Annotated in this window: 22 protein-coding genes and 1 pseudogene; 15 read left to right on the forward strand and 8 right to left on the reverse strand. The window is 70.3% G+C overall.

The features are described 5' to 3' along the window. The first annotated feature begins 364 nt into the window (after positions 1-364). The 6 genes from FYW99_RS23765 to FYW99_RS23790 all read left to right on the forward strand — a co-directional run bounded on the left by FYW99_RS23765 (position 365) and on the right by FYW99_RS23790 (position 5,580). Positions 365-1,252 (forward strand): aminoglycoside phosphotransferase family protein, encoded by an 888-nt coding sequence (locus tag FYW99_RS23765; RefSeq protein WP_190394774.1) that lies wholly within the window; start codon positions 365-367, stop codon positions 1,250-1,252. Between the two features lie 159 nt (positions 1,253-1,411). Next, entirely contained in the window at positions 1,412-1,702 is a 291-nt protein-coding gene (locus FYW99_RS23770; protein ID WP_223839441.1) for an Imm32 family immunity protein, read from the forward strand. A 208-nt stretch (positions 1,703-1,910) separates the two neighbouring features. Continuing rightward, positions 1,911-2,249 carry a hypothetical protein gene (locus FYW99_RS23775; RefSeq protein ID WP_150254250.1) on the forward strand — a complete coding sequence of 113 codons (339 nt, stop codon included), beginning with the start codon at positions 1,911-1,913 and terminating at the stop codon, positions 2,247-2,249. A gap of 224 nt (positions 2,250-2,473) precedes the next feature. Continuing rightward, complete coding sequence (locus FYW99_RS23780; RefSeq protein ID WP_150254251.1) at positions 2,474-3,073, forward strand: hypothetical protein; 600 nt, start codon at positions 2,474-2,476, stop codon at positions 3,071-3,073. Positions 3,074-3,472: 399 nt separating this feature from the next. After that, positions 3,473-4,030, forward strand: a complete 558-nt coding sequence (locus FYW99_RS23785; protein WP_223839443.1) for a TetR/AcrR family transcriptional regulator — start codon at positions 3,473-3,475, stop codon at positions 4,028-4,030. Continuing rightward, on the forward strand, positions 4,027-5,580 hold the full coding sequence (locus FYW99_RS23790; protein ID WP_223839445.1) for an MFS transporter: 1,554 nt from the start codon (positions 4,027-4,029) through the stop codon (positions 5,578-5,580). The genes FYW99_RS23785 and FYW99_RS23790 overlap by 4 nt, the downstream gene beginning before the upstream one ends. Before the next feature lie 846 nt (positions 5,581-6,426). Here the strand turns inward: FYW99_RS23790 and FYW99_RS23795 are convergent. Further along, a complete protein-coding gene (locus FYW99_RS23795; protein WP_150254252.1) occupies positions 6,427-7,173 on the reverse strand; it encodes an aminoglycoside phosphotransferase family protein in 747 nt (248 codons plus the stop codon). Positions 7,174-7,439: 266 nt separating this feature from the next. Between FYW99_RS23795 and FYW99_RS32510 the strand changes: the two are divergent. Next, positions 7,440-7,729, forward strand: a pseudogene (locus FYW99_RS32510) (IS5/IS1182 family transposase); the annotation flags it as partial. Positions 7,730-7,821: 92 nt separating this feature from the next. Here the strand turns inward: FYW99_RS32510 and FYW99_RS23800 are convergent. The 5 genes from FYW99_RS23800 to FYW99_RS23825 all read right to left on the reverse strand — a co-directional run bounded on the left by FYW99_RS23800 (position 7,822) and on the right by FYW99_RS23825 (position 13,320). Further along, on the reverse strand, positions 7,822-9,213 hold the full coding sequence (locus FYW99_RS23800) for a flavin monoamine oxidase family protein (protein ID WP_223839446.1): 1,392 nt from the start codon (positions 9,211-9,213) through the stop codon (positions 7,822-7,824). A gap of 437 nt (positions 9,214-9,650) precedes the next feature. Further along, on the reverse strand, positions 9,651-10,163 hold the full coding sequence (locus FYW99_RS23810) for a TetR/AcrR family transcriptional regulator (RefSeq protein WP_223839448.1): 513 nt from the start codon (positions 10,161-10,163) through the stop codon (positions 9,651-9,653). Positions 10,164-10,318: 155 nt separating this feature from the next. Next, positions 10,319-11,503 (reverse strand): FAD-dependent oxidoreductase, encoded by a 1,185-nt coding sequence (locus FYW99_RS23815; RefSeq protein ID WP_150254254.1) that lies wholly within the window; start codon positions 11,501-11,503, stop codon positions 10,319-10,321. Positions 11,504-11,782: 279 nt separating this feature from the next. Further along, a complete protein-coding gene (locus tag FYW99_RS23820; protein WP_150254255.1) occupies positions 11,783-12,637 on the reverse strand; it encodes a sugar phosphate isomerase/epimerase family protein in 855 nt (284 codons plus the stop codon). Then, entirely contained in the window at positions 12,634-13,320 is a 687-nt protein-coding gene (locus FYW99_RS23825; RefSeq protein ID WP_190394775.1) for an aspartate/glutamate racemase family protein, read from the reverse strand. The genes FYW99_RS23820 and FYW99_RS23825 overlap by 4 nt, the downstream gene beginning before the upstream one ends. Before the next feature lie 426 nt (positions 13,321-13,746). Here FYW99_RS23825 and FYW99_RS23830 point away from each other — a divergent pair, with 426 nt between their 5' ends. From FYW99_RS23830 to FYW99_RS23850, 5 genes are all read left to right on the forward strand, one after another. Further along, the gene (locus FYW99_RS23830) at positions 13,747-14,742 is read left to right on the forward strand and encodes a Bug family tripartite tricarboxylate transporter substrate binding protein (RefSeq protein ID WP_150254256.1); all 996 of its coding nucleotides are present in this window, start codon (positions 13,747-13,749) and stop codon (positions 14,740-14,742) included. Position 14,743: 1 nt separating this feature from the next. Next, positions 14,744-15,364, forward strand: coding sequence for a tripartite tricarboxylate transporter TctB family protein (locus tag FYW99_RS23835; RefSeq protein ID WP_150254257.1), 621 nt, complete (start codon positions 14,744-14,746; stop codon positions 15,362-15,364). A gap of 3 nt (positions 15,365-15,367) precedes the next feature. Next, positions 15,368-16,891 (forward strand): tripartite tricarboxylate transporter permease, encoded by a 1,524-nt coding sequence (locus tag FYW99_RS23840; protein ID WP_150254258.1) that lies wholly within the window; start codon positions 15,368-15,370, stop codon positions 16,889-16,891. 47 nt (positions 16,892-16,938) lie between these two features. Further along, positions 16,939-18,018, forward strand: coding sequence for an isocitrate/isopropylmalate dehydrogenase family protein (locus FYW99_RS23845; RefSeq protein WP_150254259.1), 1,080 nt, complete (start codon positions 16,939-16,941; stop codon positions 18,016-18,018). A gap of 130 nt (positions 18,019-18,148) precedes the next feature. Then, entirely contained in the window at positions 18,149-18,943 is a 795-nt protein-coding gene (locus FYW99_RS23850; protein WP_223839450.1) for a FadR/GntR family transcriptional regulator, read from the forward strand. Between the two features lie 17 nt (positions 18,944-18,960). On the opposite strand, the gene otnC is transcribed toward FYW99_RS23850, so the two are convergent. After that, positions 18,961-19,593 carry a 3-oxo-tetronate 4-phosphate decarboxylase gene (gene otnC / locus FYW99_RS23855; protein ID WP_150254261.1) on the reverse strand — a complete coding sequence of 211 codons (633 nt, stop codon included), beginning with the start codon at positions 19,591-19,593 and terminating at the stop codon, positions 18,961-18,963. Further along, the gene (gene otnK / locus FYW99_RS23860; protein WP_150254262.1) at positions 19,590-20,840 is read right to left on the reverse strand and encodes a 3-oxo-tetronate kinase; all 1,251 of its coding nucleotides are present in this window, start codon (positions 20,838-20,840) and stop codon (positions 19,590-19,592) included. Before otnK ends, otnC begins: the two co-directional genes overlap by 4 nt. A gap of 566 nt (positions 20,841-21,406) precedes the next feature. Here otnK and FYW99_RS23865 point away from each other — a divergent pair. Genes FYW99_RS23865 through FYW99_RS23875 form a run of 3 tightly spaced genes read left to right on the forward strand, consistent with a single transcriptional unit; the run spans position 21,407 to position 24,503 of the window. Continuing rightward, complete coding sequence (locus FYW99_RS23865; protein ID WP_190394776.1) at positions 21,407-22,393, forward strand: Bug family tripartite tricarboxylate transporter substrate binding protein; 987 nt, start codon at positions 21,407-21,409, stop codon at positions 22,391-22,393. A gap of 5 nt (positions 22,394-22,398) precedes the next feature. Beyond that, on the forward strand, positions 22,399-22,962 hold the full coding sequence (locus tag FYW99_RS23870; RefSeq protein WP_190394777.1) for a tripartite tricarboxylate transporter TctB family protein: 564 nt from the start codon (positions 22,399-22,401) through the stop codon (positions 22,960-22,962). After that, positions 22,950-24,503, forward strand: coding sequence for a tripartite tricarboxylate transporter permease (locus FYW99_RS23875; protein WP_150254265.1), 1,554 nt, complete (start codon positions 22,950-22,952; stop codon positions 24,501-24,503). Before FYW99_RS23870 ends, FYW99_RS23875 begins: the two co-directional genes overlap by 13 nt. Positions 24,504-24,515 lie beyond the last annotated feature (12 nt).

Below are 24,515 nucleotides of genomic sequence, written 5' to 3' on the forward strand. Positions count from 1 at the left end.
CGTGGCTCGTATCTCCCCGGTGTGGCCGTGCGGGACAGGAACCCCTGCGACCGATCGGGTCGAACAGGTCCGGCCCCGCAGGGCCGAGGGAACGGCCTGGGGACGGAGGAAGCGCCTGGGTCCGTGGCGGGGGTCCGCGACGGTGCGTCGCCACCACGGCTCGGTCACTCCTCGCCCCCGGTCAAGAGCATAGTGACCGATGCGGTCTGGAGGGCGTGCGGTACGCGGGGGCGGACGGCGCGCGTCGGGGCGCCGGTGGGCGCGTCCGGCCACACGGACCCGGGGCCGCGGGGGTCACGGGCCGACCCTTGCCTGACACGGAAACCGGGGAGACTGCCGGCGGCCGGTGCGCCAAGATCTGAGAATGGAGATGTCCGATGTTACTCGTGCGATGGCGGCCGCGACTTCGGTCGCCGCATCGCTCGGCCTGCCGACCAGCGGAGCGATCGTGCTCCACAACTCGAACAAGCTGGCACTGCGCCTGACGCCATGCGACGTCTTCGCCCGGGTCGCCCCGGTGGGACAAGAGGTGGCACAGTTCGAAGTCGAGCTCGCTCAGCGGCTCGCCGAGGTCGGAGGCCCGGTGTGTCCTCTGGAGCCTCGGGCGGACCCGCGTGTGTACACACGCGATGGCTTCGCGGTGACGCTGTGGACCTACTACGAGCCCGTGACACCTCACGCCTCACCAGCCGACTGCGCCAAGGCGCTGGAACTGCTGCACGCGGGCATGCGCAAGGTCGACGTGCCGAGCCCACGGTTCACGGACCGGGTCACGGAGGCGGAGGAGATCGTCGCCGACCCGGACCGCTCGCCGGAGCTGGCCGACGCGGAGCGCGTGTTCCTCAGCGGCAGACTGGCAGGCCTGCGCCGGGCGATCGAGGAGCGTGGTGCCGTGGAGCAGCTGCTCCACGGCGAGCCGCATCCGGGCAATGTGCTCAGCACGAAGAACGGTCCGTTGTTCATCGACCTTGAGACGTGCTGTCGTGGACCCGTCGAGTTCGACCTCGCCCATGTTCCCGAGGCGGTCTGCGAGCACTACCCGAACATCGACCAAGGGCTGCTGGACGAGTGCCGACAGCTCGTCCTCGCGATGGTCGCGGCGTGGCGTTGGGACCGTGGCGACGAGTTCCCGAACGGGAGGCTGTTCGGACAGGAACTCCTGCGCACGCTGCACGACGGCCCTCCTTGGCCGACACTCGACACGGTCAACAAGCGGCTGGGCGGCCTGCGGAAGTCGCCGAAGGCCACGTGAGAGCGGCAAGGAACCGAACGGCGGGGCTCCAAGGTCCTTCGGTCGGTGTCAGGGGCCTCGTTCTGTCATGAGCAGCGGGTTCGTCGAACGGTGTGGCCGCCTTCCCGACGGCGTCCGCGGTGCGAGCAGCGTGGCCGGGTAGTGGTCCATGATGGAGCCATGTCTGATGAGTCGGCAGGTGCTCCGCGAACGACCACTCATGTCAATGTGATGGCCGACGGGGTCACGAGAGGCTTCGTGTGGGAGGACGACGCCCGTATCGGGGTTCGCAACCTCGGGAGCGAGATCGTCATTGAGGCGAATGCCGCAGGGCTGCGTACTCTGGCCGGTCATCTGCTGACACTTGCCGAAGACGGAACACGGGACGGAACCCACCTGCACCTTGAGGAGTACAACGGTCTCGAAGAGGGCTCCGCGCATCTTGTTCTGGAGCGCTGTGACGAGGAGTAGACGTGTGCTGTACGCGCGTCAGAAAAGGTGCTTCTCCTGTGCCGGGACCATCCCCCGCCACCCGGCTGAGCGGTGGGTCTCGTGAACAGGGCTGTGGGGGCGGTCGGGATCGGTGAAGGCGCTTGAGGGACGCCTCTCGTCCTGCCGTAGGCTGAGGGTTCCGCCCCCGGGCGGCCACGGCCTGCAACACCGTTGGAGGAGAGGCGTCATGGCCACCGCACCCCCCGCCCGCACCACCGGTCTGCGTGACGAGATCGCCACCGCGCTCTCCATCGGACGCGAACTCGGCCCGGAGTTCGACACCGAGGTCGCCGACTCGCTGGCCGCGCGCATGGAATCGGAGACCGCACCGAAGCGCGAGGGGGAGCCTGAGCGCTCCGGCTCCGCCACGCGCAGCACACGGGCGCTCAGGGTCGCCGGATGGGGCGCGCTCGGTATCGCCACCGCCGCCTGGGCGGCCGAGTCCGCCCCCGAGGCACTGTCGCCGTGGGCGATCCTCGCCGTGGTCGCGGTCGTGCTGCACGTGGTGCGAACCTGGCGGTCCTGACCCTCCACCCGGTGTGGGTACCTCCCTTCGAAGAGATCTTGCCCGGGGCGTACGGAGCGGCCATGGATGTTCCGTGCGCCGAGGGTTGAGGCGGGCGCGCCTGACTCCCGATGCTGGGTGTCGCGTAGGACTGAACCTTCCGGTCAGTCCGCGGTCCCCACGCGGTTGGAGGAAGCGTGTCCCTGTTGACGAGGTCGCCGAAGGCCACCGCCACATGGACGTGGGTGGTTGAGCACGACGAGGGCTTGGACGCTCTGGAGGCGGGCTGTGCGACGGCGATGACGGTGGCAGAGGCCCTGCAGGAGCACGATCTGCTCTACCCCGACAGCGTCGATGTGGACTGGTTCCAGTACGCGTCCGGCCACACCGGCTTCCGATCCCGGGTTCTGCACTGCCGCGACCTCACAACCGCTGTCCTGGCGGACCGGGTTCGCGACTCGCGGCCGGCAGGCCGACCAGAAGCCCACCCGGGGACGCTGTTTCTCATCGGCCCCGGAAACTGGATCACGTCCGGCGGACGAAAGAGAGGCGAACCCGGGCTCGTCGGTGTTGCCGTTGACATCGCCGCCGAGGACACGATGGTCGAGGTGAGCGTCCACCACGACATCTGGGCGGAGAACGACTTCTTCGGTCGTCCCCATGCGGAGGTCCATGACGGCAACGCCCCCCGCCTGAACCAGGCCCTGAGAGGACTTGCGGCGGTGCTGGGGGGTGAGGCCGAGGCGGGCGAGCCCACCTACTTCGGTACGGCCGTCAACTACGGTGTGGTGGCGCCTCGTGGCGGGGCGTCCGATGGAGGACTCGACGTGACTGATCGTCTCTAGAACGAGGGTCGGCCCATGTCGCGTGCGATGAAGGCCGGGGAGTGCCTGAGCCCTCTCCCACGTATCCGGTCATCCCCAGGACTGCTGGGGGAGTGGTTCGAACAGCTCTCCTCCGCACCGGCTGCTCCTGGCCTCTGACCCGGATCAGCTACGCCGAGCACATCCACCGCTGTCCCCTTCCCCCTGGGTGTTGTCGTAGCGGTCCCCGATCGATCCCATCGAGGGCACCATCCCGGACTCCGGCCCCGTGGTCGGAGGGGACGGGCGGCTCTGTGTCGCACAGCACGGGGGAGTCGCCTTCGTCATTGTGTACATTTGTACTTGTACATCTGTACTGAATGAGGGGGAACACAGCATGTCGCTTCTGACCGTGGCCTTCACACCGTGCCGGGAGCGCGGGTGAGCGCGCGCAAGGACCCCGAGGGCCGCCGCCGCGCGATGGTCGAGGCCGCCGTGCAGGAGATGACCGAGCACGGCCTGGCCACCCTGACCCACCGGCGGGTCGCTGAACGCGCGCAGGTGCCGCTGGGGGCCACCACCTACTACTTCGCCACTTTGGACGACCTGCGTGTGGCCGCCCTGGAGTCCATCGCCGCGCAGAACGAGGAGGACCTCGCAGACATCGCGGAGGCCATCACCGCCTGCGGGGGAGCGCCGGAGGGCATCGCCGAGCAGTTGTGTCTCTACCTGGCCGACCGCGACCGGGTGCTGGCGGAGAACGTCCTGTACTTCGCGGGGGTGCACGAGCCCGACCTGAGACCGCTGTCCCGGCGGTGGGTCCACGGCATGACCGAGGTCCTGTCGGCCCACACCTCGCCGGCAGCGGCCCGGGCGACGGCGGTGTACATGGACGGCGCCGTCCTGTACGCCCTGCTCAACGACGCCCCCCTGGACCGGGCGGAGTTGCGTGCGGCGATCGCCGCACTGATGAACACCGCTTCGAAGGACACGATGTGAACACGTCGAACCCGCACACCGCCTCCACCGCGGGCCACCTGTCCGCGCGGCGCCGCTGGAGCGCGCTGGCCGTGCTCTCGGCCAGCCTGCTGGTGGTGGTCATGGACATGACCATCCTCAACGTGGCCCTGCCCGAGATGACCGCGGCGCTGGCGCCGACCTCCGCCCAGCAGTTGTGGATCGTGGACGTCTACGCCCTGGTCCTGGCGGGGCTGCTGGTCACCATGAGCACGCTGGGCGACCGGTGGGGGCGCAGGAGGACGCTCCTGACGGGCTTCGCGATCTTCGGCGGAGCCTCCCTGCTGATCCTGGTCGCCGAGTCCGCGGAGGCGGTGATCGCCGTGCGCGCCCTGCTGGGTGTGGGCGGGGCGATGATCATGCCTGCGACCCTGTCCATGATCCGCAGCATGTTCACCGACCCCGGGGAGCGGGCCCGTGCCCTGGGCGTGTGGTCGGCGGTCGCGGCCCTGGGCGCGGTGGTGGGCCCCATCGTGGGCGGGCTGCTGCTGGAGCACTTCTCCTGGCACTCGGCGTTCCTGGTCAACGTGCCCTGCATGGCCTTGGCCGTGGTGGCGGGTCTGCTCCTGCTGCCCGAGGCCCGCAACCCCCGTCCCGGCCGGTGGGACGCTCTGGCCACCGTGCTGTCGATCACGGGCATGGCCGCCCTGGTCTGGTCCGTCAAGCGCCTGGCCAAGGAGGGGCTGGCCGATGTGCCCGCCCTGGCCGCGCTGGCGGTGGCGGGGGCCGCCCTCACCTGGTTCGTCCTGCGGTGCCTGCGCCGCGACGAGCCGCTGCTGAGGGTGCGCCTGTTCTCCTCGCCCATCTTCACCGCCGGTGTGCTCGCCGCGCTGTTCACCACGCTGGCCCTGGGCTCCACCCTGCTGCTGGCGGCGCAGTGGCTCCAGCTCGTCCAGGGCCTGACCCCGCTCCAGGCGGGCCTGCGGCTGCTGCCGATGGCCGTCGCCGCGACCGTGGTCTCCCCACTCGCGCCCGCCCTGGCCCAGCGGATCGGCGCCCGCACCGTACTGGTGGGCGGCCTGGTGCTGTTCGCCCTGGGCTTCGCGGTGCTGGCCCTCGCACCCGAGCCGCTCGCCTACACGCCGGTGGCCATCGCCCAGGTGCTGTTCGGCGCGGGCATGGGTTCGCTGGCCATCGCCTCGGCGATCATCATGTCGGGGTCTCCCGCCGAGCACGCGGGCAGCGCGGCGGCCATCGAGGAGACCTCCTACGAACTGGGCAGCGTCCTGGGTGTGGCGGTCCTGGGCAGCGTCGCCGCCGCCCTCTACCGCGCCGAGCTCTCGGTGCCGGTGCTCACCGATGCGGGGCTGGACCCGCAGGGGGTCGCCGTGGCGCAGGAGTCCCTGGCCGGTGCTCTACAGGTGCTCGCCGCCCTCGGACCACAGGGGGCGCAGGCCGCGGCCCTGGCGCAGGATGCCTTCGTGCACGGCCTGATGCTCGTCAGCGGTGTGGGCGGAGTGATCATGCTCGTCGCGGCAGCCGTGGTGTTCGTCCTGACCCCCCGCACGCTGGACGTGTCCAAGGGGCACTGACCTCCTTACGGCGGCTGGTGGATCCCGGGGGCGGTCGCGGTACGACGCTCCCGAGGGTCGCGCCCGGGTTCCACCGGCGGCCGTGGGGCGTTTTCGCACTCCGGCGCCGAGGCGGGGGTTCGCCGCCGCCCACCGGAAGGCGGCCGAGCCGGCTCGGGAGGTGGGACGTCCTCGGGAGGGTGGGGGAGGGGCGTCGCGGCCCAGGCACCTTGTGGACGGACGTGGTGAGAACCTTCGCCCGGGCGCTTCGACAGCTGATTGGTGACCGCCGTGCTTGCGACTTGCCCCTTGCCCGTGCTGATCCGGTGTCCCGTCGGTCCCATGACGTGGAGCCCATCTCATTTGGCCAGTCTGCGGTAGCAGACCAGCGTGCAGGAGACGCCGGCGAAGGCCAGGAAGCGGTCGGCCTCGCGCTCCTAGTGCGGTGACCGGAAAGGTTCGCCGGGGCGTGCGTATCGGGGATGATCTTGCTCCCAGAGGCACTGTCGACGGTTCACAGTGGCACCAGTAGCAAGATCACCGGGGAGGGGAGTCCCTGGTGCCACACCGGCACCATGTGCGGCCAGCCCACTAGCGGCGGTGTAGGCGGCGGCACCCGGCCAGCCAGGCCATGGTGCGGTCGCACTGCTGCACTGCTGCACTGCTGCGCTGGTTCCGCCGCCCGCGCATCCGCGGGGAGATCCGCGACGACGTCCACGACGCGTTCGTCACCCCCCGGGTGCGCCGTCATCTGCTGGCGACGACTGCGCACCGCACTTTGTCGGGAGCAAGGGCAGGCGATGCGCCCCGGGGGATGGCCCGCCCGATGCGTCAGAACGCACTCACGGCAGTCGGGCCCGCGCGGCCTCACAGCCGGGATCTCAGCACGTCGACCTCACAGCCCGGCGCGAAGGGGTCGAAGCCGTGCTCGACCAGCCAGCGAACCCCAAGCAGGCTTCGCAACGACCACCACGCGCGGATCACGTCGAGGTCGACGTCTGTGCCATAACCGGCGATGACGTCGTCGAGGTGTTCCTCGTGTCCGAGCGTCAAGGTGGCAAGGTCGAACAGGGCATTGCCCCGGCCGGCCTCGGACCAGTCGATGATGCCGGTGACCTCGTCGCCGTCGACAAAGACGTGCTCGGTCTGTAGGTCGCCGTGCGTGAACACCGGAGTCCACGGCCGGAGCGCGGCCTCGGCGACCTGGCGGTTGTGGGTGACCAGGTCAGCGGGCAGGACACCGCTCGCCACGAGCAACCCGAACTCGCCGTCGAGTTCCGCCGCCAGCTCGTCGTGATCCCGGCGGCGCCGGCCGGGCCAGGGCGGCAACGGCGCCTCGTGCAACTGCCGGATGACGGCACCCGCCGCGGCCCACGCCGCCGACGAGGCGGTCGACGGCTCACCGAGACGGCCGAGCCCCATCCCCGGGACGGCGGCGATCGCAAGCACGGGCGGCTTGCGCCACAGGACCTCCGGAGTCGGGACCGGCGCGAGGGACATCGCCTCGACCTCGACGTCGACGCGCGCCTGATCGGCGTCCACCTTCAAGAACACGTCGCCAGCGCGCAGGGTCGCGCGCTCGGAATGGGCGACGACGACCTCGATCTCATCCATGGGCGACCAGTATCCCGGGGATGATCGCCGACGTCGCCGGGTTGGTCGCGTGCGATTACGCGGCTGACCACGTCCCGCTACGTGATCCTGTTCCTACAGGAGTCCCTCCCCGCGGAGCGCCGCAGCCGCCTGGCGATCGCCCCGGTTCTGCGCGCCTACGGCTCTCTCCTGACCACCGGCGCCTTCGAGCCGCCGCGGCCTGGTCAGCTCCCGGAAAACAGCACCCCAGAGCGCCTGATCCTGTTCCCAGCGCCCACTCCGCGATCCGGATCCGCTCGCGCCGCGGATCCAGGCGGTGCACACCGGTCGAGCTGCACGGCGACAAGGGCTAGGACTAAGACCACCTGCGCCGATGGCTCGACAGGCGCGGATCGTGCACCGCCTGGTCCGCGAGGACGTGGAGTTCTCCACGCGGTTGGGGCGACACCGGTGGCACATCGAGCGCACCATGGCCTGGCCGACCGGATGCCACCGCCCACACCATCGCTACGAACCCCGAGCCGACCACTTCCTGGCCTTCGCCGGCATCACCTGCACGCTGATCCGCTACCGCAGACCGGCCAGACGAGAGGAGCTCCTAAGGCCGATCGAGCGCGGTGGACGGACAGGGGGGCGTGGCGGGCCGAGGACCGATCCGAGCCGGTGTCGTTACCGATCGGCGTGCAGTCGGGCGGCCACTTCGGCCGCTGCCCGCCGACCCGACAGGATCGCGCCGTTCATGGTGCCGGACGTCTCGTCGGCCGTCTCGGTACCCGCCCAGTGCACGCGCCCGACCGGCTCACGGAGAAACCGCCCGAAGGACGTCCACGCCTTCGGCGCGACCGCCGGGTTCGGTCCGCCGGGCGCGAACGTGTCGTTGGCCCAGGAGAAGTCGGTGTAGTCGGTGCTGTAGCGCGCTGCCTCCCCGTGCAGGTGGACGAGGCGCTCCATGACACGGCGTCGGCGCTCGCTCTCGTCGTGGGCGTCGAACCCGCGTGCGTCGCAGAAGACCATGAGGATGCCGGGGCCGTCGGCGCTGGGACTGACGTCGAAGGTCAGGAAGACGGTCTCGTCGTCGGACATTGCTTCCCCGGACAGGCCCAGGTCCCGCCAGAAGGGGCGCTCGTAGGCGACGAAGGCCTTGCTGAGCGATCCCAGCTGCCAACTGCGGGAGAGGCCGTAGTGGGACTCCGGGAGCGCTGGGGTGAACTCGATGGTCGAGCGGTGTACCGGCGAGGCCGTCACGACGACGTACCGGGCCTGGATCGTGTGCTCGCCGGCCTCGACCGTGACGCGGTCACCGGCCGTGGTGACGCGCTCCACCGGGGAGCCGACGATCACCTCCGACTCCAGGGTGTCGGCGAACTTGCTGACCAGGGAGTACATCGATTCCAACATTCGGTCCTGCTGGTCGCCGCCCTCGACGGAGAGCATGTGCTCGATGCCGCCCAGGGTCTTGATGTAGCGCATCACGTTGAACAGGGACACGTCGCCGACGGGTGCTCCCCAGTGCACCAGGCTGAGCATGTTCATGAACTTGCGGGTGTCCTGCAGGGCGTGCTTGGAGGTCAGCCATTCGCCGAAGGACATCGAGTCGAACTGGTCGGCTCGGGGGTGTACCCAGGGTGAGGAGACGGGAAGGCCGTCGACCATCTTCTGCAGCACGCCCATGACCCGTGCGAGGTCGAGCATCGACCAGGGCGCCAGGGCGGTGAGGCTCTCGACTCGGCGCCTGCCGCCGAAGGAGATGACCCCCTTGCCCTGGTGGAACTGGGGGGTGAACTCGTAGCCGAGGCGACTCGCGAGATCGCGTACCGCCGTGTGGCCCGGCGCCACCCAGGTCGCTCCGGCGTCGACGGGGACACCGGCGATCTCGGCTCCGCGGATCCGGCCGCCGACACGGTCGCGGCCTTCGACGACGACGGTGTCATACCCCTCCCGGGCGAGCTCGTCCGCTGCCGTGAGCCCCGCGAGTCCGGCACCGACGACGACAACGTCGGTGGATCGAGTGCTGGCACTGTTCATGGTCGTGCTCCGTTCGTGTTCGTTCTGACCTGTCATGCGTCAAATACTATACTGACGCGTCAGTACAGTTTCAATCGTGTGGTTCTCCCCGGTAGGGACGATGCGGGGAACCCGTGACGAGGACCGCTCCGGTGCCCCTCACCGGGGCGCCCCGGTGAGGGGCACCGCGCCGGGCGTGGGTCCTCCCGCGCCCGCGAGGGGCACCGTGCCGCCGGGCCGCCCCGAAGGTCCGACCGGCGGCCGCGGGCCGCGAGCGTGCACCTCTTGACCACGGTCCGGGAGCCCGTGGCCTTCTCCGCGACCGCCGGTCCGGCGTGGACCGCACCGACCCGTTCGGGCGAAACAGGGACCTGTCCGGGACACCGTGTCAGAGCCCGACGCGCACGGGACCGCCGCTCGACGAGGAGCCACGGCGGGTCCTCGCGACACCCGGGCGGCGCCGGGCAGGGGCCGTCGACGCGTACGGTGCGGTGCTAGGAGCCGGAGAAGGTGAGTTTCTCCAGCTCGGTGCGCAGGGCGTCGAGCTCGGCGCGATCGGGCTTGAGCCCCCAACCGGTCATCATGCCGACGCCGTCGACGGCATTGAGGATGACGGCGCGGGCTCCCACGGAGAGTCCGTCCTCGGCCATCTCGGCCTTCCAACGGGCTCCGTCCTCGGCGATGACCTCGGGGATCCCGGGGGTGACGGAGAGGGCGGCCAGCAGGAACAGCCGCTCGCCGACGGCATCGATCCTGTCGTCCTCCAGCGAGGCGCGGATGAAGGCGCGCGCCAGGCGCCCGGGCGCCTGACCGTCCTCGATCTGTTCCTGAACCGTCCGGTGGAACCGGGCGAGCACGTCATGGGCCAGTGCCAGCCACAGGGCGTTCTTCGAGCTGTAGTGGTAGATCACCGCCCCGCGACTCAGACCGGCCACGGCGCCCACGTCGTCGAGGGTCGCTCTGGCCCCCTGCGTCGCGACGACGCCTCGCGCGGCATCCAGGATCAAGCGCTTGGTGTCCCCGGGCCCTCGTCCCGCTGTGCGTCCCATCGATCTCTCTCTCACGTACGGTGGCGGCATCGTCAGGTGGCTGGGGTGACGGCGTGACGGCGTGACCGGGGATGCGACCTCATGATCGCTGTCGGCCCGCCGGGGGCGGGGGCTCATGCCCGACGCACGGCACTCCTGCGGCTACTGGATCTTGCCAGCCTCGCTCCGATCGTGCCCACAAGGTCGCCGGCCCCTCCGACCAGGGTGGCCGCCCGGCCGCCTCCCGGTGCCCCGGTGCTGTACTCGACCGCCCGAGCCGTGATGCTCTGCGCGGTCTGGGCGAAGGGCCGCATCTCGGCTTCGAACCGGGCGAAGGCGACCGTGATGTCATCCGTGCTCCGCAGGGCCTCGGCCAGTGCCTTCGCTCCCGGTAGGGACGCGTGCGCGCCCATCCCGGACACCGGGTCGATGCAGTGCGCGGAGTCGCCCAGGAGCACGACCCGGCGTGTGTACCAGCGCGGCAACCGCACCTGGGAGAACCTGGTCAGCTTGACGTCCTCGGACTTACGCGCCGCCACCGCGATCGCGCGCATGTCCGGGCCCAGGCGTTCGACCGCGTCACAGACCCGATCGACCAGCATCCGCGTGTCGGGCACGGTCGAGCCCGGCAAGGGAACGACCGCCGTGACCGACGTCTGGCCGCTGTCCGGGTACGGGTAGATCAGTGACAGCATCCCCTCGCGGGAGCCGATCACCGCGCGCCCCTCCGGCAGGGGCACGTCAGCGTTGATCCACACATGGCTCCGGCCGTTGAGGTACACACTCTGCGCTTCGGAGGCCAAGGTCAGCCGGCGCACCGTCGAGTGCAGGCCGTCCGCCCCGACCACCATGTCGAACGGCTCGGTCGAACCGTCGCCGAACCGGGCCAGGACGTCCTTGTCACGGTGCTCCAGAGCTTCGAGCCCGACACCCATGCGTGTCTCGACACTGGGCGGAATATGCGCGAACAGCCTCTGCAGCAGCGCCGCACGGCGAGCGATCCGCCAGTCCTTCGCACCGTCGACCTTGAACTCGCGGACCCGGCGCTCGCCCCAGCGCACTGACATCTCCGGTGCCGGGAAGGTCACCTCATTGAGGATCTCCTCACCGCCCATCAGCCGCAGGACCTTTACCGCCTCTGCGTCCAGCTGCAGCAGATAACTGCTCGGGTAGGGCTCGACCTCCTTGTCGACGAGCACGACCTCCCACCCCTCGCGCTCCAACCACCACGCCGCCGCGCACCCGGCCATTCCGGAGCCCACCACGAGCGCCCGCCGCCGAACCGAACCCGGCGCGTTGTCCGTCCTGTCGGATCCCATGCCCACCCCAAACTAGTCTGACTCGTCAGTACAGTTTAAGGAGTAGGACGACGCTCCTGTCAAGACGGCGCCTCGTGGGGTCCTCGCGGGCCAGGGGCCACCTTCCGTGGCACACCAGAGGGGCACCTGTGTCTTCGGCTTGATGGAACGCTCGACCTTGTACCGGTGCCTGCCCAGAGGCTGGAAGGGCTCGATGCCGGTGCGGGCTGGACGCGCCCCGATCCCAGGGCTGTGACCAGTGCTGATCGTGCTCATCTCCGACTTCGAAACAGCCCTGCCTCAGTCCGCGGCGGTATCCGTGCCGGAGCCGTTACACGCTGAGGCGGCGCTCCTGACGCAGTCCAGACTCCGCTGCGCCGCTCTCCTGCTGTCGGGCAGTTGCCGGTGCTCCATGACGATCCATCCCGAGAAGCCGGTCTCCGCCAACGAGTCGAGCAGCCGCGTCGAATCCTCAGAGGCCTGGTCCAAGGGGCCCCGGTCCGGTCCCGCGCATTGGATTTCCCCGAGTAGCCGTCCTGCCACGCGCACGGACTCCACCGGGTCGTCACCGACCGCCCTCATGTGGTGGGTGTCCAGTACCAGCCCGAGGGCTTCGTTGCCGATCCGCTCCACGAAGGCCTGGGCCTCGGCCCGGTGGGTGAGGAGGTTGGTCGTTCCGGGCTCCTGCGGCTCCAGGAGGAGGCGACTGCCCGCGGCCCCGGCCGCGTCGGCGATCGCCTCGATGCCTTGTACGGCCCACGTGTACTGCTGTTCGGAGCGGTTCTCGTCCACGCGCCCTCGCGAGCGCCCCAAGGTCACGGGCGCGCCCAGGCGCCCGGCCAGACGCGCGGCGGCGACGAGCCGGGCCCGGGCGCGGTCCCGCGCCGCCGGTTCGGCGGAGGTGAGCGTCGCGCCGTCGTGGCTCACGGGACCGGTGCCGACGGCCGCGACGGCGAGCCCGTGCCGACGCACTGCCGCGCCCAGCAGGTCCGCGTCGACGCGCTCGGGGTGCTGGACCTGGATTTCCACGCCGTCGTAGCCCAGGGCGGCGAGTTCGGCCAGCGCCCGCTCGAACGGGGCGGCGTACCCCAGCGGCACCGGCACCCGGCACTCGGGTGAGGCGACGGTGTAGGCAACGCGACAGGAAGGGCTCATGACGCCGCACCCGAGGCCGGTTCGCCGGTCAGCTGTTCGCGCATGCGCCGGGCCGCCGCCCGCGGTCCGCTGAAGACGGGCAGCCCGAGGGCACGGCCGAGCGGTTCGGCGATGGGGGAGAGGGAGTACTGGGCCAGGACCACCGCGTCGAAACCGCCGTTCTCCAGATGGGGAAGGAAGGCGGAGACGATCTTCTCGGGCACGTCTCCGACACGGGCGGCATCCTCGCACAGCACGACCTGTGCCTCGACGTCGGACCCCGCCCGCGCGGCCAGTTCGTGGATCTGCTCCATCGCCGGACCGACGGCCGGGGCCACTGACGCCAGTACCGCGATCCTGCGGAAACCGTCCGCCACCACGTGGCGGAACACCGCCTCGTCGGGTCGGTCGACGGGACGGTCCCACAGTTTTCTGGCCACCTCCACCACGGGGCCGTAGGCGGAGCAGGTCAGCAGTACCGCGTCGGCCTCGCCAGTGAAGGCGTGATCGATCAGGCGCAGCATCCGCCGCTGTAGCTCTCCCCGGACGCCGCCCGTGGCCCTGGCGTCCTCCAACAGCCGGTCGTCCAACAGGTGCCAGATCCTCGCCTCGGGGAACGCCTCCTCGAACGCCTGCTGGGCCAAGCGGGACGCGGTGCTGTTGGCGTGGATCATCGCCACGAGCGGGGCATGGGCAGAAGACACGGGACCTCCATGTTCACGGGCGTACACCGGGGACCCACCGGTTCGAGGGGCGTGCGGTGGGGCCGAAGCAGCGGATGTCCGTTCACGATAGCTATTTTTGGTCAACTGGTCTACCGGTTACCAATATGGAAAACCGGGCGTCCTCACCAGGGGCGACGCCTGTCCGCCGACCTGGAGCGGTGGGTCGAGGAGGAGAGGAGCCGAGTTTTTTTGCAGGTCCGCGTCTTGACGGGTGTGATGTGGCTCTCTACTTTGGTCAACAGGTTGACCGGTTACCAGATGTCAACACGCTCGTCATCAGGACGCGCTTCACCCCACGTCGGGCACGGTGTGACCCGCCGCGACACTCACGCGGTCCGCCGGGGACCCGACGGCACGCCCTGGAAAAGGAAGGCGCCGATGCACACGAACCGCGCTACGAGAAGGATGACGTCCAGGTGGCCGGCGGCCCCCGGGCTCGCCGCCGTCTCCGTCCTCGCCCTGTCCGCCTGTTCGTCGCTGTCCGGGCCCACGGTCCAGGAGGGGCCGTGGGAGCCCGACGACAACGTCCAGATGATCATCCACGCCGACGCGGGCGGCTCCTCGGACCTGATGGGCCGCCAGATCGCCGACATCCTGTCCTCACAGAGCATCGTCGAGCAGCCGGTGTCGCCGGAGAACCGGCCCGGCGGCAGCGGTGCGGTGGCCTACACCTACCTGCTCGGCCAGGAGGGCAACGGCCACGTGATCGCCACCCTGTCCTCCTCCTACCTGACCACGGCGGTACAGGGCAAGGCCGACTACACCTACGAGAACTTCACCAACCTGGCGGTCCTGGCCACCGACGGCCTCATGATCACCGTCGGCGCCGACTCCCCCTACGAGTCCCTCGACGACCTGATCGCCGCGGCGGAGGAGGATCCCGGCCAGATCGACTTCGGCGGCACGCAGTTGGGCGGAGCCGACTCCATCGTGCGCCACCTGCTGGAGGAGGAGACCGGAGCCGAACTGAACTACGTCAGCTTCGACGGCGGCGGCGAGGCCAACTCAGCCCTGCTCGGCGGCAACGTGGACGTGATCGCCGCCAACCCGGCCGAGGTCCAGGGGCTCCTGGAGAGCGGGCGTATGCGCGGCCTGGCCGTGACCACTCCTGAACGCCTGGAGGGACTCGACGTCCCCACCGCCCTGGAGGAGGGCGTGGAACTGGAGTTCACCCAGGCCAGGGGGATCGTCGCCCCGCCCGGATTGACCGGGGGCCAACGTGACTTCTGGAGTGAGGCCATCTCCGAGGCCGCCCAGAGCCAGGAGTGGAAGGACTACCTCGACGCCAACCTCCTCCTCGAAGAGCTGCACGTCGGCGAGGAGGCGGAGTCCTACGTCGAGGCCGAATGGAACAAGTACGTCGACATCATGGACGCGCTCGGCCTCCGAGAGGAGGGCTGACATGTCCGCCGCCCGAGGGAGGACCACGGTCGACGTCATCGTCGGCCTGGTGTTCCTCTGCTGGCTCCTGGCCTCGCTGCAACTGCCCTACAGCGACGACGGGCGTCCCGGTTCGGGGGCCTTCCCGCTGTGGCTGTCCCTGGCCGGAACGCTGCTGAGCGTCGCGGTGGTCGTCAACGCGGTCCGTTCCCGACGGGGCGCGTCCATCGACCAGGAAGCGGGCCCGACCGAACCCGAACCGGTCTCCGTGCCCAGCGCGCGGACGACCGGACTCGGACCGGCCCCGGCGCCCGCTCCCGAACCGGACACCGGGAGCGCCGACCCCGAGGTGGGCGATACCGCGACCGCGGGCGCCCCGGCGTCCCTCGACGAGGACGCCGACGCCGGACGCCTCTGGCGCCCCCTCGGAGGCCTGGCCGGCCTCGTCGCCTTCTTCCTCCTGGTACCGGTGATCGGGTTCCTGTCCAGCCTCACGCTGCTGCTGCTCTTCCTGTGCTTCGTGCTGATCAGGATGAGGCCCCTCACCGGACTGGCCGTCAGCCTGGGTACCGCCGCGTTCGTCTACGCGATCTTCTACCTGGCCTTCGACGTCCCGTTCCCTCCCAGCCTGATCGGCGTCTAGCCCATGGACCTCCTCACCAACCTCGGCAGCGGCTTCCTGACCGCGCTCTCACCCGTCAACCTGATGTTCGCCCTGCTCGGCGTCATGCTGGGCATGGTCGTGGGCGCCCTGCCCGGTATCAACCCCTCCGGCGCGGTCGCCCTGCTGCTGCCCGTCGGCGCGACCCTCGAACCCACCACGGCCATCATCATGCTCGCCGCCACCTACTACGGCGGCATGTACGGCGGAACCCTCACCTCGGTGATGGTCAACATCCCCGGCGACAGCTCCAGCGTCGCCACCACCTTCGACGGTTACAAGATGGCGCTGAAAGGCCAGGCGGGCAAGGCCCTGGGCATCGCCGCCATCGGCTCCTTCGTCGCGGGGACCATGGCCGCCGTGATGCTGATGGTCGCGGCCCCGCCACTGGCCGACTGGGCGGTCCGGTTCGGTCCCCCCGAGTTCTTCGCGCTGACCCTGCTGGGCCTGACCACCCTCACCGCGCTCGGTGGCGGCTCCAAGCTCAAGGCCGCGGTCATGGGCGTCCTGGGCCTGCTGATCGGCACCATCGGCCTGGACCCCATCCTCGGCGACTCCCGCTTCACCTTCGGCAACATCAACCTGCTCAACGGCATCGACTTCCTGCCCATCGTCATCGGCCTGTTCGGCCTCGCCGAGATCGCCAACATCCTGGCCAACCGCACCCGCGTCGAACCCGTCAAGTACAAGCTCAAGGGGCTGCTGCCCGACCGCGAGGACTGGAGGCACGCCCGCGGCCCCATCGTGCGCGGCGGCACCGTCGGCTTCTTCGGCGGCATGCTCCCCGGCTCGGGCGGCACCCTGTCCTCACTGCTGGCCTACGCCCTGGAAGGCCGGGTGGCCAAGCGCCGCAAGCAACTGGGCACCGGCATCGTCGAGGGCGTCGCGGCACCGGAGTCAGCCAACAACGCCGCCGCCACCGGCGCCATGATCCCGATGCTCACCCTGGGCATCCCCGGCTCGGCCACCACCGCGGTGCTGCTGGGCGGGCTCATGATGTACGGCATCCAGCCCGGGCCGCTCATGATCAACGAGAACCCCGACGTCTTCTGGGGCCTGGTCGCCAGCATGTACATCGGCAACATCCTGTTGCTGATCATCAACCTGCCGATGGTCCCGCTGTTCGTCAAGGCGCTCCAGCTGCGCCCCACCACCCTGGTGCCCATCGTCATCGGCGTCGCGCTGGCCGGGGCCTACAGCCTGCGCAACAACCTCTTCGACGTCCTCGTCGTCATCATCGCCGGAGCCATCGGCTACTTCCTGCGCCAGTTCGGCTACCCCGCCGCGCCCCTGGTCCTGGCGATGGTGCTGGGACCGATGGTGGAGCAGTCCCTGCGCCAGTCCCTACAGATGTCCCAGGGCAGCCTGTTCATCCTCCTGGAACGACCCGTGTCGCTGGTCGTCCTCACCCTGGCCGCCCTCATCATCGCTGCCCCGTTCCTCGGCGGACTGGTCACCAGAGCCAGGAACCGCCGAGGCGCCGACCCCCGGGTCGACGCCACCCCGTGACCGCCCCCCAGCCCCCACCCGTCCACACAGCTAGGAGCACCACGCACATGTCCACCAACCGCAGCTACGTCCTGGGACTGCTGGAAGGCGACGGCATCGGCCCGGAGATCGTTCCGGCCACAGTCGGCGTCGTCGACGCGGCCCTCGCCTCGGTCGGCGCCGCTCCCACCGACTGGCGTCCCCTGCCCATGGGGCGCTCGGCCATCGACGAGCACGGATCCCCGATTCCGGACACCACCCTGGAGGGCCTGGCCTCCACCGACGGCTGGCTCATGGGCCCGCACGACAGCGCCGCCTACCCCGAGCCGTGGCGGTCCCGGCTCAACCCGAGCGGCACCGTGCGCAAGCACTTCCAGCTCTTCGCCAACATCCGCCCCTCCAAGAGCTTCCCCGGATCGGGTGCCATCGCGGAGGGAGCCGACCTGGTCATCGTCCGCGAGAACACCCAGGGCTTCTACGCCGACCGCAACACCTTCCGCGGAACCGGCGAGTACATGCCCACCCCGGACGTGGCCATCGCCTCGGGCGTGTTCACCCGCGAGGCGATCGAGCGCAACGCCCGCGTCGCCTTCGAACTGGCCGAGGCCCGCGGCAAGCACGTCACGATCGTCCACAAGGCCAACGTGCTCCAACTGACCACCGGCATGTTCCGCGACGTGTGCCGCGAGGTGGCCGCCGACCACCCCGGAGTCCGCGTCGACGACTTCCACATCGACGCGATGACCGTGCACCTGGTGCGCCGGGCCAAGGACTTCGACGTGATCGTCACCGAGAACATGTTCGGCGACATCCTCTCCGACCTGGCCGGGGAACTGTGCGGGTCGTTGGGTGTGGCTCCCTCGCTCAACGCCTCCGCCGACCGCGCCATGGCCCAGGCCTCCCACGGCTCCGCCCCCGACATCGCCGGACAGGGAAGGGCCAACCCCACGGCGATGATCCTCTCGGCGGCCATGCTGTTGGAGTGGCTGGCCGGACGCCACGGTGATGGGGCCCTCGCGCAGGCGGCCAAGGCCGTCGACGCGGCCATCGCGGCCACCATCGCCGACGGCGTCGTCACACCCGACATGGGCGGGACGGCCTCCACCGGGGAGTTCGGCGAGGCCATCGCCGCCCGGCTCAAGGCCTGACCCCGGAAGCGGTGGCGGGTACGGGGGTCCGCGCACGTCACGCGACTGGCAGACCGGTCACCGGTCGACGTCCCTATACTGAGGCCCTGGACCAACAGGGATTCTGACAACGGCGATGGAGCGCAGCCCCGTGGTGAATGGCCTTTCCAAGATCGACGTCACCCCGCGCGAGCCCCTGGCCGCCGAGGTCGCGCGACAGCTTCTGGACTACCTGATGTCGGGTCAGGTCCAGGTCGGTGAGCGCATTCCCTCCGAGCGCCAGCTCACCGAGCTCATGGGGGTCAACCGTCCCGCCGTGCGCGAGGCGATCAAGTCCCTGGGCATGATGGGTGTGGTCGAGGTACGTCCGGGGAGCGGCACCTACTTCCGCGGATCCGACATCGACTCGTTGTACCGCGTCTTCGAGTGGGGCCTGGTCCTGGGCGAGAAGCGGATCATGGAGCTCATGGAGGCCCGCGCCCACCTGGAGGAGCTGGTGGCCGGGTTGGCCGCGCAGAACCGCTCGGAGGCCGACGTGGTCCTGCTGCGTGAGCGCCTGCACACCATGCGCGACAGCGGCGAGCGAGGCTTCGCCGACGCCGACGTGGCCTTCCACCTCGCCATCGCCGACGCGGGCGGCAACACGGTGCTGCGCGACATGCTGCGCGGGCTGCGCACGGTCATGCACAGCTGGACCGGACGCAACGTCGCCAAACTGGCGCACATGAAGACCGCCTACGCCGACCACGTGCCCATCTTCGAGGCCATCGAGAACCAGGACGCCGCGGCCGCCCGCACCGCCATGGCCGCGCACATGAGCAACGCCGCGCGCCGTCTGCTGGGCACCGTGGACCCCGAGACCGCCCACAAGCTCACCGCTGAGAACAAGGGCGGGCTCACCGGAGCGGGGGAGCCGCTCGCGGCGGACCCGCCCGCCTCAGCCTGACCCGACGGGGCCCGTCCTCACCTGGCGAGGTGCGCCGCCTGCTCGGCCGTGAGGGGACGGGTGCGGTGGCCATGCAGCAGCAGGTACAGCTTCGCCGTCTCCTCGATCTCCTCCGCCGCGTCCGCGGCGGCGTCCAGGGAGGCACCCGCCACGATCGGGCCGTGGTTGGCCAGCAGCAGCGCATGGTGTCCCTGCGCGGTGGCCTCTGCCAGCGGCCCCAGGGCCGGGTCGCCGGGGGCGTGATAGGCCAGCAGCGGCATGCGTCCGACCCGCATCGCGTAGTAGGCGGTCAGGGGCGGGAGCGCCGCCTTCTCGTCGAGCCCGTCCAGGCACGACACCGCTGCGGCGTGCGTGCTGTGCAGGTGAACCACCGCGCGGGCCGAGGGGCGCGCCCTGTACATCGCCGCGTGCAGGAAAGCCTCCTTGGTGGCGCGCGGACCGGAGATGTGCTCCCCCCACAGGGACACCTCCGCCAGGGCGTCGGGTTCCAGGTCTCCCAGGCGCGACCCGGTCGGCGTGCTCAGGACCGAATCGCCGATGCGCACGCTCAGGTTGCCCGTGCTCCCGGCGGTCAGGCCGCGTGTGAACAGCGAGCGCCCCATGCGGACCAGGGCGATGCGCAGCTCTCTTTCCTCTGTCTCCATACTCATGCCTCCTCCAGGGAACGGGTGAACAGGTCGGGGCCACCGAAGTTGCCCGACTTCAACAGCAGTGCGAGATCGGGGTACTCGTGGGGGAAGACCCAGCACACCCCCGGGTCCACCTCGTCGCCGACGTCGACGCCGCGCACCGACAGCGCGCTCACGGTGGCTCCCGAGGTCTCCCCGCCAGCCACCACCAGGCGCCGCACACCGCGCTCGACCAGATGGCGGGCGATCCGCCCCATGGCGGATTCCACCAGGGAAGCGCCCCTCCCGACACCGACCTCGTCCTGTACCGCCCGTAGTTCCTCGGGCGGGGCCGACGAGTAGACCAGTACCGGTTCGGAGTCCGCGTGCGCGTCGATCCACTCCAGGACCTCCGCCACGGCGCTGTCCCGGGCGAGACCGCGCGGGTCGAGGCGGTACGCGGGCATGTGTGCGCGGGCGTGCTCGATCTGGCGCAGTGTCATCGCCGAGCAGCTGCCCGCCAGCACGGCCGCGCCGCCGACGGCCTCCGGCTTTCTGGAGACCGCGGTCCCGTGCTCCCCGGCCAGTAGCCTCCCGACGCCCCGGGTGAGCCCCGCGGCTCCGGTCAACAGCGGAAGGTGTGCACTGCCTTGGGCGATGACCTCCAGATCGGTGTCGTCGACGGCGTCGACCACCGCATGGCGCACTCCGGAGCTCGTGAGGTCGTCGAACGCCTGGCGAACGGCTCCGGCCCCCCGACGCACGGTCGCATGGTCGACGAGCCCGATCTCGTGGCGGGTCTGGGGGCGCAGCAGCCGTGCCAGGTCGGAGTCGCGCATCGGGGTGAGGGGGTGGTCGCGCATCGGTGACTCGTCCAGCGGCACGCCGTTGACGAACAGGCGGCCCTGGGACACGGTTCGCCCGTTGCCAGGGGAAGCGGGGCAGACCACCGTGACGGCGGCTCCGGTCACCTCCAGCAGTGCGTCGGCCACCGGCCCGATGTTGCCCAGCGGTGTGGAGTCGAAGGTCGAGCAGTACTTGAGGTAGACCTGGCCGACGCCGGCCTCACGCAACCACGCGTGGGCGCCGAGGGACTGCTCGACGGCTTCGGAGACGGCGGCCGTCCGCGATTTCAGAGCGATGACCACCGCGCCGTCGGCCGGAGCCGGCGTTCCCGGCTCGGGTACGCCGAAGTACAGGGCTACTGGCAGTCCTGAACGGCGTAACGCGCTGGCCACGTCCGTCGCGCCGGTGTAGTCGTCGGCGATGCATCCCAGGAGCGCTGGCATGGGAGACGTCACGATCCCTTCTGCTGGGGGGCGGAGCAGATTTCAGCGCTGCGGCGCACGCGGGTTCCGGGGAGCCGCAGCGTAAAGAGGTTGACCACGCATCCGGTAAACCGGTAGACCAATCATGGAGGCCGTGTGCGGCCCCGTCAACCCCCGGCCGCTCGCCCCGGGTGCGCGTGCGGGCCCGTGCCGACGCCACCATTCGCACGATGACAGGCGAAGCGGCGAAGGCGGGGGTGAAGGGGGGTCCATGCCCGGCGGGCGCGCCTCCGGGGAGAGTCGCGCTCGCCGCGGGGAGGGCCGCGTTCCCGGCGGGCCCCTGTGGGTCCCGCCCCTCGCGAGGCGACCGGCGGGCCTTTCGAGGGGCTGTCGGGGAAGCGCCTGCCTGTGGTGAGGGGGCGTCCGGTCGGTCACCCTCTGTGTCACGCGTGATGCGGGGCTGTTCCAGAGATCACACCAAAGGCTTGCTTTTGGCATTTCGTAGTGACATAGTACCAAAAATACTTGAGGGTCCCGGCGCCATCCCCCGCCTGACCTGTCCGTTTGACCGGGAGGCTCCACCCACGATGAAGCTCAGTATGCGGAGCGCGGTCCTCGCCGCCGCGCTCGCCGTCACAGTCCCCGTCGCGTTCGCCGACGCGGCGACCACCCAGGACGAGGGAGGGCCCAGAAGCAGTCTGACCATCCTCGTTCCCGGCGCGGCGGGCGGCGGATACGACCTCCTGGCCCGCGAGACGCAGCAGGCCCTGCGGGCCAACGGCATCTCCGGCAACGTCCAGGTCCTCAACATCCCCGGAGCGTCGGGGACGGTGGGCTTGCAGACACTGGTCGAGATGGACGACCGCGACGACGTGCTCCTCGTCGTCGGTTCGGCCATGGTCGGCGGTGTCGAGGTCACCGACAGCTCGGTCACCCTGGAAGACGTCACCCCCGTCAGCACGGTGACGACGGACTACCCGGTGATCGTGACCCCCGCGTCGTCCCCGTACGACCCCGCGGAAGCGGCGGAGTTCCTCCAGGCGTGGAAGGACGACCCCCAGGGGCACCCCATCGCCGGAGGCGCGCTGGGCAACACCGACCACCTCGCGATCCTGGCGCTGGCCGACGCGGTCGGCATCCCCACGGACGAGGTCAACTACATCGCCTACTCAGGTGGCGGAGAGGTGCTGGGCGCCCTGTTGTCCGGCACCGCCGCTGCCGGTGTCTCCGGCTACGCCGAGCTCAGCGACCAGATCCGGGCCGGGAACATGAACGGCATCGGTACCACGGCGCCCGAGCGCGTCGACGGCATCGACCTGCCGACCTTCCGTGAACAGGGCATCGACACGGTGACGTCCAACTGGCGCGGTTTCGTTGCGCCCCCCGGCATCAGCGCGGACCAGGCAGCCGAACTGGAACAGATCATCGCCGAGTTGCTCCAGACCGGCGAGTGGCGGAGCGCGGTCGAGCGCAACCAGTGGCAGCAGACCGTGCTGACCGGTCAGGACTATACGGAATTCATCGACGACGAGGTCGCCACCACCCGCGAACTTCTCTCTGGAGGGGCACAGTGACCGCCTTGTCGAACGAAACGCCTGTGGAGCAGGCCCCGCGGACCGGCAGACGCGACTACGGCGAACTGGTCGTCGCAGCAGTCCTGTTCTCGCTCTCGGCCTTCTGCGCCTACAACACCGTGACCATGGACGTCATCGGTGACTCCAGCCCGGGGCCCCAGGTCTTCCCCGCGATCGTCGCGATGCTGCTGTGCCTCAGCGGCGTCGGCCTCACCGTGCGCGTCGTGACGCGGGAACGGCGCCGGTCCGCCTCCTCCGCGCCCGCGCCCGCCCCCGCGGAGCCTCCCGAGCCGGAACAGGCCGCGGACACCCGGGTGGACTGGCGCACCCTCCTCCTGGTCGTCCTCTCCTTCGTCGTCTTCCTCGCCGTGCTGCGCCCGGTGGGCTGGATCCTGAGCGCGGCCGCCCTGTTCTGGGCGGTCAGCTTCGCCCTGGGCACCAGGAACCACGCCCTGAACGCCGCCGTGGCCCTGGTCTTCTCCTGCGCGGTCCAGATCGCCTTCTCCACCGGCCTCGGTCTGAACCTGCCCGCGGGCGTCATCGGAGGTCTCTTCTCATGGATCAGCTGAACGACCTCCTCGGCGGCTTCGCCGCCGCCCTGACGCCGATGAACCTGCTCTGGCTCCTCCTCGGCGCCGTCCTGGGCACCGCCGTGGGCGTTCTCCCCGGTCTGGGGTCGGCCATGGCCGTAGCCCTGCTGCTGCCGGTCACCTTCGCCCTGGAGCCCACCGGAGCCCTGATCATGTTCGCCGGTGTCTACTACGGCGGCCTGTTCGGTGACTCCATCGCGGGGATCCTGCTCAACACCCCGGGCAACGCCACCGCGATCGCCGGGTCCATCGAGGGCCACCGCATGGCCCTGGACGGCCGGGGGGCCAAGGCCCTGGCCACGTCGGCGCTGGGCGCGTTCACCGGCGGACTGATCGCCACCACCCTCGTCGTCATCCTGGCCCCGTACATCATCCGCATGGCGGCGATGTTCGGCCCCGCCGAGTACTTCGCACTGGCCCTGTTCGCCTTCGTCGCCATCTCCTGGGTCGTGGCCGAGTCCTTCGTCAAGGGCGTGGCCTCCCTCTCGATCGGCCTGCTCATCGCCCTGGTGGGCATCGACGGAGTCTCGGGGACCTCGCGCCTGACCCTGGGCGTTCCCCACCTCTTCGACGGGATCTCCATCGTCGTGGTCACCGTCGGCCTCCTCGCTCTGGGCGAGGTGTTCTTCCTGGCCTCCAGGATCCACCGCCGCCAGGGCCGCGAGCGGGCCATCGGTTCGGGGCGCCCGTGGCTGACCCGCACCGAGATCCGCCGGGCCCTTCCCGCCTGGCTGCGCGGTACCGTCATCGGCGTCCCCTTCGGCACCATCCCCGCGGGCGGCGCTGAGGTGCCCTCGTTCCTGGCCTACTCGGTGGAGAAGCGCCTGGCCAGGCGCCGGGGGGACACGGACTTCGGAGGCAAGGGGTCCATCCAGGGAGTGGCGGGCCCCGAGGCCTCCGGAAACGCCACCGCCGCCAGCGCGATGGGGGCACTCCTGGCCATCGGCCTGCCCACGTCGGCGACCGCCGCCATCATGCTCGCCGCGTTCCGGCAGTACGGGATGCAGCCCGGCCCGCTGCTCTTCGAGCGCAGCGGCGACATCGTCTGGGCCCTGCTCGCCAGCCTGTTCCTGGGCCTGTTCGTCCTGCTGGCGCTCAACCTGCCCTTCGCGCCCCTGTGGGCCAACCTGCTCAAGGTGCCCGCCCCCTTCCTGTACGCGGGCATCGGGGTCCTGGCCGTGCTGGGGGTATACTCGATCAGCTCCTCCGTGGCCGACCTGGTACTTCTGGTCCTGCTGGGGCTGCTCGGGTTCATGATGCGCCGTTTCGACCTGCCGCTGGCACCGGTCCTCATCGGCGTCATCCTCGGGCCCCTGGCCGAGACCGAGTTCCGCAGGTCCGTCAGCGCGGGCCAGGGCGATCCGCTGTTCTTCGTCGACAGCCCGTTCACCATCGGGCTGTACTCCCTGCTGCTGGCGGGCATCGCGGTGGTGGCGGTCCTCACCCTGCGGCGCGGCCGCCCCGCACCCGGTGCCGACGACCGGCACGCCCCCGTGCCCGCGGGGGAGCGCGAGGACTGACAGCGAAGGAGA

Origin of the sequence: Nocardiopsis deserti (assembly GCF_008638355.1) — a bacterium.
Classification (GTDB): Bacteria; Actinomycetota; Actinomycetes; order Streptosporangiales; family Streptosporangiaceae; genus Nocardiopsis; species Nocardiopsis alborubida.